This is a genomic window from Microbulbifer sp. CNSA002, assembly GCF_047324085.1.
Classification (GTDB): Bacteria; Pseudomonadota; Gammaproteobacteria; order Pseudomonadales; family Cellvibrionaceae; genus Microbulbifer.
Window position 1 is genome coordinate 2,401,587 of record NZ_CP172449.1, and the last position, 13,746, is coordinate 2,415,332.

The 13,746-nt window shown below is 47.9% G+C and carries 10 protein-coding genes; 8 read left to right on the forward strand and 2 right to left on the reverse strand.

The annotated features are described in order from the left end of the window. Positions 1–88 precede the first annotated feature (88 nt). The 4 genes from prpC (at position 89) to ACG1BZ_RS10815 (ending at position 8,381) form a co-directional block, all read left to right on the forward strand. A complete protein-coding gene (prpC, locus tag ACG1BZ_RS10800) occupies positions 89–1,216 on the forward strand; it encodes a 2-methylcitrate synthase (protein WP_282932635.1) in 1,128 nt (375 codons plus the stop codon). Positions 1,217–1,342: 126 nt separating this feature from the next. Further along, complete coding sequence (gene acnD / locus ACG1BZ_RS10805) at positions 1,343–3,940, forward strand: Fe/S-dependent 2-methylisocitrate dehydratase AcnD (protein WP_413665640.1); 2,598 nt, start codon at positions 1,343–1,345, stop codon at positions 3,938–3,940. A 3-nt stretch (positions 3,941–3,943) separates the two neighbouring features. Next, positions 3,944–5,122, forward strand: a complete 1,179-nt coding sequence (prpF, locus tag ACG1BZ_RS10810) for a 2-methylaconitate cis-trans isomerase PrpF (protein WP_413665641.1) — start codon at positions 3,944–3,946, stop codon at positions 5,120–5,122. A 628-nt stretch (positions 5,123–5,750) separates the two neighbouring features. Continuing rightward, positions 5,751–8,381: a TonB-dependent receptor gene (locus tag ACG1BZ_RS10815; RefSeq protein ID WP_413665642.1), complete on the forward strand. Its 2,631-nt coding sequence runs from the start codon at positions 5,751–5,753 to the stop codon at positions 8,379–8,381. Between the two features lie 143 nt (positions 8,382–8,524). Here ACG1BZ_RS10815 and ACG1BZ_RS10820 read toward each other — a convergent pair whose 3' ends face one another. Next, positions 8,525–9,358 (reverse strand): DUF4349 domain-containing protein, encoded by an 834-nt coding sequence (locus ACG1BZ_RS10820; RefSeq protein ID WP_413665643.1) that lies wholly within the window; start codon positions 9,356–9,358, stop codon positions 8,525–8,527. 186 nt (positions 9,359–9,544) lie between these two features. Between ACG1BZ_RS10820 and ACG1BZ_RS10825 the strand changes: the two genes are divergently transcribed. Continuing rightward, complete coding sequence (locus ACG1BZ_RS10825) at positions 9,545–9,790, forward strand: DUF2164 domain-containing protein (protein WP_413665644.1); 246 nt, start codon at positions 9,545–9,547, stop codon at positions 9,788–9,790. Between the two features lie 58 nt (positions 9,791–9,848). On the opposite strand, the gene ACG1BZ_RS10830 is transcribed toward ACG1BZ_RS10825, so the two are convergent. Further along, the gene (locus ACG1BZ_RS10830; protein WP_413665645.1) at positions 9,849–10,781 is read right to left on the reverse strand and encodes a DMT family transporter; all 933 of its coding nucleotides are present in this window, start codon (positions 10,779–10,781) and stop codon (positions 9,849–9,851) included. A 103-nt stretch (positions 10,782–10,884) separates the two neighbouring features. Here ACG1BZ_RS10830 and ACG1BZ_RS10835 point away from each other — a divergent pair, with 103 nt between their 5' ends. The 3 genes from ACG1BZ_RS10835 to ACG1BZ_RS10845 all read left to right on the forward strand — a co-directional run bounded on the left by ACG1BZ_RS10835 (position 10,885) and on the right by ACG1BZ_RS10845 (position 13,690). Then, positions 10,885–11,790 carry a LysR family transcriptional regulator gene (locus ACG1BZ_RS10835; protein ID WP_413665646.1) on the forward strand — a complete coding sequence of 302 codons (906 nt, stop codon included), beginning with the start codon at positions 10,885–10,887 and terminating at the stop codon, positions 11,788–11,790. Between the two features lie 118 nt (positions 11,791–11,908). After that, positions 11,909–12,511, forward strand: coding sequence for a nitroreductase family protein (locus tag ACG1BZ_RS10840; RefSeq protein ID WP_413665647.1), 603 nt, complete (start codon positions 11,909–11,911; stop codon positions 12,509–12,511). 267 nt (positions 12,512–12,778) lie between these two features. Beyond that, positions 12,779–13,690: a right-handed parallel beta-helix repeat-containing protein gene (locus tag ACG1BZ_RS10845; protein ID WP_413665648.1), complete on the forward strand. Its 912-nt coding sequence runs from the start codon at positions 12,779–12,781 to the stop codon at positions 13,688–13,690. Positions 13,691–13,746 lie beyond the last annotated feature (56 nt).

The following is a 13,746-nucleotide window of genomic DNA, read 5'->3' on the forward strand; positions in this document are numbered from 1 at the left end:
CTCCCAAGCAGCCCGGTGCAGAAGCCGGGCGCTGCGCTTTCAATTGGATGAACACAGCAAATGTGTATACAACAGGGGAAATAAGAAGATGGTAGAGAAAGCATTGGGCGGTGCTGGTCTGCGCGGCCAGGTAGCAGGTAAAACTGCACTTTCTACAGTGGGCAAATCCGGTTCCGGCCTGACTTACCGCGGTTACGATATTAAAGATCTGGCCCAGCACTGTGAGTTTGAAGAAGTTGCCTACCTGATTTTCTATGGGGAATTACCCACTGAGGGAGAGCTGGCGGAGTACAAGGCGCTGCTGAAAGCCAAGCGTGGCCTGCCGCAGGCATTAAAAGAAGTGCTTGAGCGCATTCCGGCTGATGCCCATCCGATGGATGTAATGCGCACCGGTTGTTCCATGTTGGGTAACCTGGAAGGTGAAGAATCCTTCGCCCAGCAGTTGGATAAAGCCAATCGCCTGCTGGCCGCATTCCCCTCCATAATCTGCTATTGGTACCGTTTCACCCACGACAATGTGCGTATCGAAACTGAAACCGATGACGACAGCATTGGCGGCCACTTCCTGCATATGTTGCGCGATGAGAAGCCTAATGAACTGCACGAGCAGGTCATGAACGTTTCCCTGATTCTGTATGCAGAGCACGAATTTAACGCGTCTACTTTTACCGCTCGCGTTTGTGCTTCCACTTTGTCCGATCTGTTCAGCTGCATTACCGGTGCTATCGGCACTCTGCGTGGTCCTCTGCATGGTGGTGCCAACGAAGCGGCAATGGAACTGATCGAGCGTTTCGCCAATCCAGACGAAGCAGAGAAAGAACTGCTGGGCATGCTGGAGCGCAAAGAGAAGATTATGGGCTTCGGCCACGCCATTTACCGCGAGTCCGACCCGCGCAATGAGATTATCAAAGGCTGGTCTGAAAAGTTGGCTGAAGATGTTGGTGATACCGTGTTGTACCCGGTATCTGTTCGCTGTGAAGAAGTGATGTGGCGCGAGAAAAAATTGTTCTGTAATGCAGACTTCTTCCACGCTTCCGCGTATCACTTTATGGGTATTCCCACAAAATTGTTTACCCCGATTTTTGTAATGTCCCGCGTTACCGGCTGGGCTGCACATGTATTCGAGCAGCGCGCTGATAACCGCATTATTCGCCCGAGTGCGGAGTACGTAGGTGTTGAACCCCGTACAGTAACTCCAATCGCTGAGCGCGGTTAATTTTCATTTCACTTTTGAAATGAGGCACACCCGGTGTGCCGGCTCCAGGTTGCCTTTGGTGAGTGGCCTGGAGCCACCCTCAGAAGAGATACGATTTTAAAAAAAGATTCGACTGATTTACCTGCTATGAATACTGATTACCGCAAATCACTGCCCGGTACAGACCTCGATTATTTCGATACCCGAGCCGCTGTTGACGCGATCCAGCCCAGAGCCTATGCCAAACTGCCGTATACCTCACGTATTCTGGCGGAAAACCTGGTGCGTCGCTGCGAGCCGGCAAAACTGACCGACTCCCTGAAACAGATTATTGAGCGCAAGCGCGAGTTGGACTTCCCTTGGTTTCCAGCCCGAGTGGTGTGCCACGACATCCTCGGCCAAACCGCGCTGGTAGACCTGGCCGGTCTGCGCGATGCCATTGCCGATAAAGGCGGTGATCCCGCCAAGGTAAATCCAGTTGTTCCCACCCAGTTGATTGTGGATCACTCCCTCGCGGTAGAGCACCCCGGATTTGAGACGGATGCTTTTGAAAAAAATCGTGCGGTAGAGGAGCGTCGTAACGAAGATCGCTTCCACTTTATCAACTGGACCAAAACCGCATTTGAAAACGTTGATGTGATTCCCCCCGGTAACGGCATCATGCACCAGATCAATCTGGAGAAAATGTCTCCGGTGGTGCAGGTGCGCGAGGGCGTGGCCTTCCCGGATACCTGCGTCGGTACCGACAGCCACACGCCGATGGTAGACGCTCTTGGTGTGATTTCTGTGGGTGTTGGCGGCCTGGAAGCTGAGAGCGTGATGCTTGGCCGCGCCTCTTATATGCGTCTGCCGCATATTGTTGGAGTGGAGCTCACCGGAAAGTTGCAGCCGGGTATTACTGGTACCGACTTGGTATTGGCTCTCACTGAATTCCTGCGCCGCGAGCGTGTGGTCGGAGCCTACCTGGAATTCTATGGTGAAGGGGCTTCCAACCTGACCCTGGGGGACCGCGCTACTATTTCCAATATGACTCCGGAGTATGGCGCGACTGCGGCCATGTTCTCTATCGATGAGCAAACCATCGACTACCTCAAACTCACCGGCCGCGATGATGAGCAGGTAGCTTTGGTAGAGAAGTTTGCCAAGGAAACGGGCCTCTGGTCCGATACCTTGAAGGATGCCGAATACGAGCGCGTACTGAAGTTCGATCTGGACACAGTAGGTCGTAACCTTGCTGGCCCCTCCAACCCTCACGCGCTGCTGCCGGCCTCGGAACTGGCAAATCGCGGTATCGCTAAGGCCTGGGAAGAGAAAGCTGGTGAGATGCCCGATGGTGCTGTGATTATCGCGGCGATTACCAGCTGCACGAATACCAGCAACCCGCGCAATATGATTGCCGCAGGCCTGATTGCCCGCAATGCGAACAAGCTCGGCCTGACCCGCAAGCCCTGGGTCAAGTCCTCCCTGGCACCGGGTTCCAAAACGGTAAAAATGTATCTGGAAGAGGCCGACCTGCTACCGGATCTGGAGCAGATGGGCTTCGGCGTAGTGGCTTTCGCCTGCACCACCTGTAACGGTATGAGCGGTGCCCTGGACCCGAAAATCCAGCAGGAAGTGATTGATCGCGACCTGTATGCAACCGCTGTCCTGTCCGGAAACCGCAACTTCGACGGTCGTATCCACCCCTATGCCAAGCAGGCTTTCCTGGCTTCACCGCCGCTGGTCGTTGCCTACGCTATTGCCGGCACCATCCGGTTCGATATTGAAAAAGATACGCTGGGATACGATGCCGATGGCAACCCGATTACCCTGAAAGATATCTGGCCCAGCGATGAAGAGATCGATGCGATCGTACGTCAGAGCGTGAAGCCACAGCAGTTCCGCGATGTGTATATTCCGATGTTCGAAGAGCGGGATGCCGCAGAAGAGCAGGGCCATGCACTCTACGACTGGCGTCCGATGAGCACCTATATCCGCCGCCCACCTTATTGGGAAGGTGCCCTTGCAGGCGAGCGCAGCTTGAAGGGGATGCGCCCGCTGGCGGTGCTGGGTGATAATATCACTACCGACCACTTGTCTCCGTCCAATGCCATTCTGGCCAGCAGTGCTGCCGGTGAATACCTGGCGAAGATGGGCTTGCCGGAGGAGGACTTTAACTCCTACGCGACCCACCGTGGCGACCACCTCACTGCCCAGCGTGCAACTTTCGCCAACCCGAAGCTACTCAACGAAATGGTGCGCGATGATAACGGCGAGGTCCGTCAGGGCTCCCTGGCTCGAGTCGAACCGGAAGGGCAGGTTACCCGCATGTGGGAAGCTATCGAGACCTATATGGATCGGAAGCAGCCTCTGATTATCATTGCGGGTGCCGATTATGGGCAGGGCTCCTCCCGTGACTGGGCTGCGAAAGGTGTGCGCCTTGCGGGTGTGGAAGCGATTGTGGCCGAAGGCTTCGAGCGAATTCACCGCACCAACCTGATCGGTATGGGTGTATTGCCGCTGGAGTTTAAGCCGGGCACTACCCGTGAAACCCTGGGTATCGACGGTACCGAGAGTTTCGACGTAATCGGTGAGCGCACTCCCCATGCCACGCTGACCTTGCTTATCCACCGCGCCAATGGTGAGACGATTGAGGCTCCTGTTAAATGTCGTTTGGATACCGCAGAAGAGGTTTCCATTTATGAGGCTGGGGGTGTTTTGCAGCGCTTTGCTAAAGACTTCCTCGAAGCAGAAGCGACGGTCTGAGTTATGAAGTTTGCTCCTCAAATAAAAATCCCCGCGACTTATATGCGCGGGGGAACCAGCAAGGGTGTTTTCTTCCGCTTACAAGATCTGCCCGAAGCTGCACAAGTGCCGGGGCAGGCCCGTGATAATATGCTGCTACGCGTGATTGGCAGCCCGGATCCCTACGGTAAGCAAACCGACGGTATGGGTGGCGCTACTTCAAGCACCAGCAAAACGGTAATCTTGTCGTCCAGCGATAAAGCCGATCACGATGTGAACTACCTGTTTGGCCAGGTTTCTATCGATAAGCCGTTTGTTGATTGGAGTGGTAACTGCGGAAATCTAACCGCCGCTGTGGGTGCCTTTGCGATCAATAGCGGTTTTGTAGAGCCCGCGAGAGTGCCAGAAAATGGCATCTGCACCGTGCGCATCTGGCAGGCCAATATTGGCAAGACCATTGTTGCCCATGTACCTATGACCAATGGTGAAGTTCAGGAAACCGGGGACTTTGAGCTGGACGGAGTGACTTTTCCGGCGGCTGAAGTGGAAGTGGAATTTATGGACCCTGCCGACGGTGAGGGTGCCATGTTTCCTACCGGTAACCTGATCGATGATCTGGAAGTGTCCGATGTAGGTGTGCTCAAGACCACCATGATCAATGCTGGCATTCCGACAATTTTCGTCAATGCAGAAGCTATTGGCTACACCGGCACTGAATTGCAGGAGGCTATCAATGGTGACAGCAAAGCACTGGCGATGTTTGAGAGCATTCGCGTTCACGGTGCAGTAAAGATGGGATTGGTCTCTACCATTGAAGAAGCTGCTAATCGCCATCACACCCCTAAGATTGCTTTTGTCGCTAAACCGCAGAATTACACTGCATCAAGCGGCAAGGCAGTGGCATCTTCCGAGGTCGATCTCCTCGTGCGCGCCTTATCTATGGGCAAGTTGCACCACGCCATGATGGGCACGGCAGCAGTAGCCATTGGCACCGCTGCAGCGATCCCGGGCACATTGGTTAACCTTGCAGCTGGTGGGGGTGAGCGCAGCTCTGTTTGCTTCGGCCACCCATCGGGTACCTTGCGTGTGGGTGCTGAAGCCAAAGAGGTCGAAGGTCAGTGGGCTGCTACCAAGGCTATTATGAGTCGCAGCGCTCGAATCCTAATGGAAGGTTGGGTGCGAATACCTGGCGATAGCTTTTAGGACTTTAGTGATTTCTTTATAGGGGGCCTTTAGGCCCCTTTTTATTTTCCTTATCTAAAAACTGATTAGGAATCGGTTTTAAATTTTTATTCCAATAAAATTTTATATTCCCTATATATTTAAATTTATAGGCGAATATTAATCTCAGTCATCCTGATATTAAGTTTTCTTCCGCTTTTCCTGTGTTTTCCGGTAGGTTTTTTATCTGAGAAAAAAGGCTGTGTTTTTATCAATGTGAGACAGGGCTTGCCTCAATAGTCACATCTAGGTCTGTTTAGATATAGCCTTTATTGCTCAGCGTACGTATATTTGAGGCCTGCTGTTGGGATGCGAGGCGTTGGGTAAGCAAGCAGATAGACTCTAAAAAATTCCCAACATTCGTAGAAAGCTGGTATATGAATCCTACGGTTTCAGTACTTACTTGACTTGCTGGTCGCAGCTAGTGACAACAAATTGTGAACTAGTCCTCTTTGTCCTAGTCGCGATCCGCTCTATCGTATCTGAGTTTCTTACGTCCCTTCTTTTTGAGATTTTAGCCTAGCCGCCGTACTGCCGACGGCCCTATGGGATGGCCATTCATTAAAAAATAAATGTGGCTTTCCTTTTGCAGCAGATTGGAGAGACATCAATGAGAATTAAAAAACCACTTACCTTTGCAATTGCAATGGCAAATGTCGCGGTAGTGTCGGCTTGGGCTCAGGAAGATAGCCAACAGGATGACGATTGGGCGCTGGAAGAAGTAACGGTTACCGCAACCAAGCGCGAAACCAATTTGATGGACACCCCCGTAGCGATCAGTGCATTTACGCAAGAGGAGCTCGATCGCCAGGGTATTAAGAATGTAAAGGACCTGGGCAACACTATCCCCAACGTGGATATTGGCTACGATGCCTCCCAGTCCTCCCCAGTAATTTCTATGCGCGGCGTGCGCTCTACTAATACCACTGAGTTTGGTGACCCAGCTGTTGGCTTACACTTCGACGGTATTTATTCTTCGCGCCCCCAGTCTGCTATGGCAATGATGTTTGACTCTGAAAGGGTTGAAGCCATGCGTGGGCCACAGGGTACCCTTTATGGACGCAACTCCACAGTAGGTGCCATTAATGTTATCTCCAAGAGACCGGTAATTGACGAGTTTGAAGGTTCATTCGGAGTTGAGCTTGGTCGCTGGAATCAAGAGCTGGTAAAAGGTGTTATAAATATTCCGGTTTCAGATACCTTTGCTCTACGTGCGTCCTTTATGGACGAGACTAGGGATTCCTACCTTACCGGATATTATGACGTTAACCAGTGGGACAATCGCTATATTGATGCTGACTCTGTAGGTGCGAGCGTTTTATCTGATGACGCTTCAAAAACCTTTATTCAAGCGAATAATGCTGAAGGAGCTACGGACTATCAGCTAGTTAGAGCTGATGCTGATGATTTTTATGGGAATGTTGATCAGCAGGCGGTACGTATAGGTGCGTTATGGGAACCAACTGACGATATTTCTTGGTATGCCGTAGCGGAACACTATCAGGATAGTAGTGCAGGGGGCATCAACACTATTGACTGTGAAAAGGCTGAGCAGCGAGAAGATGGTGTAAATTGCGAAACCTACTACGGATCCGGAGCTGACGAGTACACAGTTGCTGTGAATGTACCGGGTGAGCTTGATCTCACCATGACTTCATTCCGCTCTAACTTCCGCTGGGATTTCAGCGATACCATGGCGTTTGTGTATAACACTGGTTATGCCGTTCAGGAACGAAGCAACCTGATTGATATTGATGCTGGCCGCAATACTTGGGATATGAGTATGAGTATTACGGACTCAGAAAATGTCTCTTACTCCCATGAGTTGCAGTTGCAATCTACAGGTGATGGCCCCTTACAGTGGATTACCGGCCTGTTCTACTTCCATGAAACCACTGATTTAAATGGCTACTTCTTGGCTTCGCTTAGCGATGCTACTTTTTGGAGGCAGCCGGATAGGACTATTGAGGCGGGAGCGATCTTCGCTCAAGGAACCTATGATCTAACGGATACTCTTCATTTGACTGTTGGCGGTCGATATACCGAAGATCAGAAGAGTGACGAAGGCGGCAACAATCTGAGCTGTGTTCGTGATTGGTCCTATCCTTGGGGTGGTGACGAATATGGTTGCTTCCCTGCATATGATCAGGACACCTTCAATACATTTTCTGCCAATCATTTCGCCGATAGCTCAATTTATACAGTTGATACTTACAACGATGCTAGCCAGAGTTGGGACTCATCAGATTTCCGGATTGGTCTTGATTATGACCTGACAGATGAAGTTATGCTGTATGCATATGTTGCAAGTGGATTTAAATCTGGTGGTTTGGGGGATGTTGTAATCCAATATGAGCAAGACCCGGATACAGCAGAGTATATCTACGATGATGAAGGAAATCGGGTTATTCAACAAGTAATTGACACCAGCTATGATGAAGAGAAGGTTATTACTTGGGAGCTTGGAGCAAAAGGTACCTTCTTGGATGGACGCCTTAATTTGGCTAGTACCTTCTTTTTCTCCGACTATAAGGATATGCAGCTAGCTGCACCTGATACTGCGTATTCGTTTTACGCAATTGAGCGAGAAGGCGAGAATGCCGGTGATATTACGACCGAACCTTACGTTGTTTACCTGACCAAGAATGCTGCCAGCGCAGAAATTATGGGTTTGGAGCTAGAGTTTGATTGGGCTCCATATCCGAATGGTCGAATCAGTGGTTTCGCTACCTGGATGCAAACGGAAATTACCTCTGATTTTTGGAATCGCTGGAATTTCAACAACCAATCGCTGTTTGAGATTTCAGATTACGGCTTAGCCCATGATAATAGTAATGAGGAACTCTTCCGCAACCTGAAAGGTAATGAGTTGCCGGTATCGCCGGAATTTAGCTTTACTATTAACTACGATCACACCTTTGAGTTAGCTCATGGTGGTGCGATAATTCCATTTGTCGGTATTCACTGGGAAGATGACTCTTACTTGACTTATTGGAATGTTGATAAGCATGACTTCCCTGTTGGAGATACGTCTGCTTATGATGACAGTCGTGATTCTTTCTGGATGGTAAATGCTTCTGTGAAGTATGTAAGCCCGGACGATCAGTGGAATGTTGAAGCCTATGGTAACAACCTGACTGACGAAGTTGTTCCGTACTACGCAGATGGAAGTGATGGCCTGGTATCTGGTCCATTCTCTACCCCAATGAGCTACGGTGTGCGCTTTAACTACAATTTCTAAGTAGTTATTGCTACTCCATAATAAAAAAGCCGGATCATTTTAAATGGTCCGGCTTTTTTTATATCTCGGGTGCGGAATAAAAGCTTCTTACGAGCTCTTTAGCCCTGTTAAGACATGCCAGTATCTTGAGGTTATGTAAGTAGCTAGTCTCTGGTTTTACGCCAAATTATGCGAATCATATAAAATAAAAATAGGGCGATAAGAGTCCAAGGTAAAAGGTATGCGATTGCAGTGATTGCTTCAGATAACCCGTCAGACAAGTTTTCACCAAAATGAGATAGGGAGTCTGATATGGGAGCCCAGAAAGAAGTGTAGGATTTTGAGTGTAACTTAATTTGAACCACATCCATCTGAGTTCGCTTGAACAGTTTAGCTTTTTTCCCCTGTGAATACTCAATATCAGATTGTACCGATGCTAACTTTTCAGCAACCTTGATTAGAGTATCGATGTCACTGGCAGATTTTTGTTCCAGCTCTACAAGCCTCGACTGATACTGGAGTAACATTTCAAGACGCTTTTGGTTGTCGATAATGACATCTTGTAAATCTTCTGCTTTGGTTTCTCGCTGTATCACTCCTCCTTGCTCTGATGCCAGATCAATAATTTTGTCGACCCTACTGGGGTGAGTTCTAAAGTGAATCCTTCCGTAGGGCTTTTCATCATTACTGAGACTAGAATGCAATATAGTGCATTCTTTCTCCATCTCTTGTTGGCAGAGTAATTGGAGCTTGTGGAATACAGGTTCAACCTCTTCAGCAGGTAGCTCAGTTGTCAGGAAGTGTTCGTAAGCAATATATTGACTTCGCCCACCTTGATTGCCCCCTGAAATAGTTTCCGGGAACCGGATATCTGCAACTACTTTACTGGAGGCGCGAGCATTGTTATATGAGGTTACTGAACTTTCGCTGCCTGATTCTGAACAACCGTAGTTACTGCCCAATATAAGAAGGGCAAGTAGGTAGTTAAAGAGTCTCATTTGGATCCTGTTTGATTTTAGTTGACCCGAAAAGACTTGAATCTAGCATCGTTCGGTTTACTGATAAAGGTTGGTGTCGGTGTAAATGCTGCTCACTTTGTTTCATTAAGGGGACTCAAGATTTGTGTTATTCTTCTACGAGCCTGGGTGTTTGTTCTAAATCTGTGTATTGGTGGAAAATAGAAAATGTCTACAATAGAGCTGGAAGAAAGACGGAAATTAGAGCTAATCGAAAAGGTTAGGGGTTATTTGTCTAAAGAATTTGAGCTGGAAATTGGCAGTTTTGAAGCGGAGTTCTTTATTGATTTTCTTGCAAAGGAGATGGGGGCCGGATTTTATAATCAGGGTTTACATGATGCTCAGGTAATAGTGTCCTCTAAGTTGGAGGATATTTCTGATGCAATTTATGAGATAGAAAAGCCTGTAGACTAGAAATATTGCACTTATTGATAGCAGCACCATTCTATCTCTTATAAGCTGTTCAGAGATATTATTCCTTAGGTTTTTCTGCTTGGATAAATAGCATGGCTGCAAAAACCAGCACCATTCCAGGTATGAAGTTGATATTAAAGTTTGCCATTTCCAATACTATGGCCACTATTAGTACAAATATCGGATTCAAGAAACTATATGCTGCAACCTTAGTTGCCCCGATCCTTAATGTGCTGAATTGCAGCAGGAAAAAACTAATTAAAGTTGAGAATAAGGCTAAATAGAATAGCCCGCCGTAAGTCTCGGTGGGTATATTTCGCCATTCAATCTGGTTCAAGTTGGGAAAAGAGAGCAATAGTAACCAGAGCGCGCCAAATAGAATAACCCAGAATGTCATAACCTCTGTAGGCTCCCCTGAGTGAACCTTCTTGATAAGCGGGTTATATAAACTGAGTGATATAGCACCTAGGGTGAATATCCAATCCCCTTTGTTTAGGTCTAGCGTCATCGCTGTTGAGATGCTCCCCTTGAATACAATCCAGGCTGCACCCAGAGTCCCAAGGGTTAGGCCGATAACTTTTCGGGTGCTGCTTCGCTCGCCATTGATGATCAAAGTAAAGATGGCTGTCATCGCCGGGACGGTTGTAAAAAGAGCGCCGGTATTCACTGCGGTGGTGTATTTGAGTGCTTCAAACATACACCAGAAAAAGATAACCAATGGGATGCTGAGTAGAGCATATCCCAGCAGTTTTTTGGGTTCTGGAAGCTGAATCCCGTGCTTTAAAAATATGAAGGGTGCAAATAGTCCCGCCGCAATTAAGAATCGAATCAACATCATGAAATCCGCCGGGAGTGAATCGGCGATTAACTCCCCAACAGGAAATGATCCTGCAACCAGTAGTGTACAAAGTATCATCAGGCAGTGAACCCACCAGAGCGAAGTGTTGGGGCTTGTAGTTGATGGGGTTATGCCCCTGGTAAGCTCACTCATGCTTCTTCCCTCTATTAGCGAGAGATAAGTGTATGTCGTTTCTGGTAAACTGATAATCCAGCATTATAGACACTCACTGTTGAGGAGAAGGAAACAGTCGCTTATGGAGACAATTGCAGCGATTCCAATATTTGTGACTGTGGCAGAAACCGGTGGCTTTTCCCCGGCGGCAAAGTTACTTGGCATCTCAAAATCAGCGGTAAGCAAGCGGGTTACCCAGTTGGAGCTGCAGCTTGGGGTGAAGCTTTTGCACAGAACTACGCGAAAGTTGAGCCTGACGGAGGCTGGGGAGCATTTTTATGAGCACGCACGCATTGCTTATAAATCAGCCAAAGATGCACAAGACGCAGTTTTGCAGCTACAGGGGGAGCCTCGGGGGCGCTTGCGGATCAATGCTCCTATGTCCTTTGGTAGATTGCATCTGGCTCCCTTAATTCCCGTATTTATGAAGCGTTACCCCGAGATTAGTATCGACATGATACTGGACGATAAAGTTGTCGATTTAGTGGGGGAGGGCTTTGATATCGCTATTCGCGGAGGTGACCTTCCCGATACCAGCCTGATTGCCCGCAAAATTGCACCTCTGAAAAGTGTACTCTGTGCATCACCTTCCTACTTGAAGGAATTCGGAGAGCCCACAGAACTGGAGCAGTTGACCGCCCATAATTGCCTGATTTTTACTTATTCCAGGGATGTGAAAGAGTGGGGTTTTATCAAAGACAATCACTTACATACCATCGAGGTGAAGGGTAACTACCAGATAAATAATAGTGAGGCACTGAGGGAAGCTCTTCTCCAAGGAGTAGGGATAGGCCGCTTACCCACCTTCGTGGCAGGACCAGATATTGAGACTGGAAAGCTAATTCCTCTATTCGAGGAGTACCAGATGCCTGCCAAGTCTATCTACGCGGTTTTCCCTGAGCGGCAGTTTATGCCAGCCAAAGTCCGCGCCTTTATAGACTTTGCAATAGAGTACTTTGGCGGCGATACACCTTATTGGGATCAGTAAACTGTTAACTTTTCGTCAACAGTAAGTCTCCGCCGAACCCCATTATCAACGATAAGGAAACCCAATAAGCTTCTTGTCATCGACATTCAATCAACGAACGATAGTCAGAGAGAAACTTATGGAATTGTTTAAAGCTGTTGAATCCCGCCGCTCGGTTAAGCATTTCGATGTCACAGCAGAGATGCCTGCCGAGGACTTCACCCGTCTGGTCCAGGCGACTATGTTGTCGCCGACTTCTTACAATATCCAGCACTGGCGCTTCCTGCGCATCACTGACATTTCCCTCCGCAGCCAGCTTAAAGATGCAGCCTGGGGACAGCAGCAAGTAGAAGATGCTTCTGAGTTGGTCATACTTTGTGCAGATATTAATGCCTGGAGTGATCGGCCGGAGCGGTACTGGGCCGATGCGCCGAAAGAGGCTCGGGATGTGTTAGTGCCAATGCTAACTGAGTTCTACAAGGGTAAGCAGCAACTACAGCGGGACGAGGCTATTCGAAGCTGCGGATTGGCAGCACAAACCATGATGTTAGCGGCAAAGTCGATGGGATATGACACAGGTGCAATGGTTGGGTTTGACCCAGAGAGAGTCGCTGAGCTGATCAATTTGCCCGAAGGTTATTTGATCGGGATGATGATAGTGATTGGAAAAGCGGCAAAAGTTGCGAATGGACGTGGTGGACAGCTGTCGATAAATGACGTCCTGTTCGAGAATAGCTTTTAAGGTGATGAGAAATAGGGGTGAATCGCTATTGAGGCTCTTTTAGTAAGTCTCAAGGATTAATTGTGTAAATTGTAAAGGCAATTACAGTGTCTATTTGCTGACGTTATCAAAGTTTCGTTATGTTTGCCTACTTCAAATAATAGATATGAGATAGAGCAACATAATAAAAGCTCCCTTAGGCTCAGAATGAGTTCTTTTCATTGATATTGGAAACGTGAAGTGTGGCTTATGCCTACAATTTTCTTATATCAATGAGAGGGACCTGCCATGAACACCTGTTACCACAAGTTAGTCACAGCTTTCGTCACAAGTGCTACTTTATTCTCATCACCACTAGTTATGGCTGTTGATTGTGGCGATGTAATAACAACAGCTGAAACCCTGTCGGAAACGCTGAATTGTGAACTGAGCCTGGCGAATCCCTATGCGGTAACAGTAACTGGACCCGGTGGAAGCCTTACGATGGCAGAGGGCGGGGAAATTATTTGTGACAACCCAAATCTAGAAGGTATTGCTGGAATTTTGGTTAATGGATTATCTGGTGCCGTTTATGGTGGGACGATAACCGACTGCCCAGATGGTTTAAACCTGGAGGGAGATGGATTTCATACCATAGATGGAATTATGATCTTAAATTCTCCTCGAGAGGGAATTGTTATTGATAGTGACTCCAATAATATTGTTGGGAATCAAATTATTGATACTGGCAATGATGATGGTATAGATGTTAGAGGCGATCGAAACCAAATTATCAATAATTATATTGAATCAGCCGGTGATCAGGGAATTACGGTAAATGGTGTGTTTACACTGGTTCAGCTAAATACTGTTGTCGGTAGTACTGATGGTGATAACGGAATTGATATTAATGAAAGTAACACAACAGTTATTCAGAACTTTGTTACCGGCAGTGCGAGTAATGGGATTGAACTCAATGTGGATGTATCAAGTACTTCTATAATACAAAACATAGTAATGGAAAATGGGACAAATGGCTCGCCTGATACAGCCGGTATCAATATCGCTGGATTCAATAATGAGAATAATGTGGTGGTAGGGAATACATCGCTTGATAATTCTGCATTTGATTTACGTGATCCTACCGATCCAACCTGTAGTGGAAGTAATACTTGGATTGGCAATACTCATGTAACAGCAGAACCTGCCTGTTTGGATTAAAATCGGGGAGGCTTTTAATCTGGGAAAAGTAGAAGCGTGTAAGTGATACTGCTGGG

What these genes read in the sequence shown, in the direction of transcription:
- prpC (WP_282932635.1), top strand. Translation starts at nt 89, where the DNA reads ATGGTAGAGAAAGCATTGGGCGGTGCTGGTCTGCGCGGCCAGGTAGCA.
- acnD (WP_413665640.1), top strand. Translation starts at nt 1,343, where the DNA reads ATGAATACTGATTACCGCAAATCACTGCCCGGTACAGACCTCGATTAT.
- prpF (WP_413665641.1), top strand. Translation starts at nt 3,944, where the DNA reads ATGAAGTTTGCTCCTCAAATAAAAATCCCCGCGACTTATATGCGCGGG.
- ACG1BZ_RS10815 (WP_413665642.1), top strand. Translation starts at nt 5,751, where the DNA reads ATGAGAATTAAAAAACCACTTACCTTTGCAATTGCAATGGCAAATGTC.
- ACG1BZ_RS10820 (WP_413665643.1), bottom strand. Translation starts at nt 9,358, where the DNA reads ATGAGACTCTTTAACTACCTACTTGCCCTTCTTATATTGGGCAGTAAC.
- ACG1BZ_RS10825 (WP_413665644.1), top strand. Translation starts at nt 9,545, where the DNA reads ATGTCTACAATAGAGCTGGAAGAAAGACGGAAATTAGAGCTAATCGAA.
- ACG1BZ_RS10830 (WP_413665645.1), bottom strand. Translation starts at nt 10,781, where the DNA reads ATGAGTGAGCTTACCAGGGGCATAACCCCATCAACTACAAGCCCCAAC.
- ACG1BZ_RS10835 (WP_413665646.1), top strand. Translation starts at nt 10,885, where the DNA reads ATGGAGACAATTGCAGCGATTCCAATATTTGTGACTGTGGCAGAAACC.
- ACG1BZ_RS10840 (WP_413665647.1), top strand. Translation starts at nt 11,909, where the DNA reads ATGGAATTGTTTAAAGCTGTTGAATCCCGCCGCTCGGTTAAGCATTTC.
- ACG1BZ_RS10845 (WP_413665648.1), top strand. Translation starts at nt 12,779, where the DNA reads ATGAACACCTGTTACCACAAGTTAGTCACAGCTTTCGTCACAAGTGCT.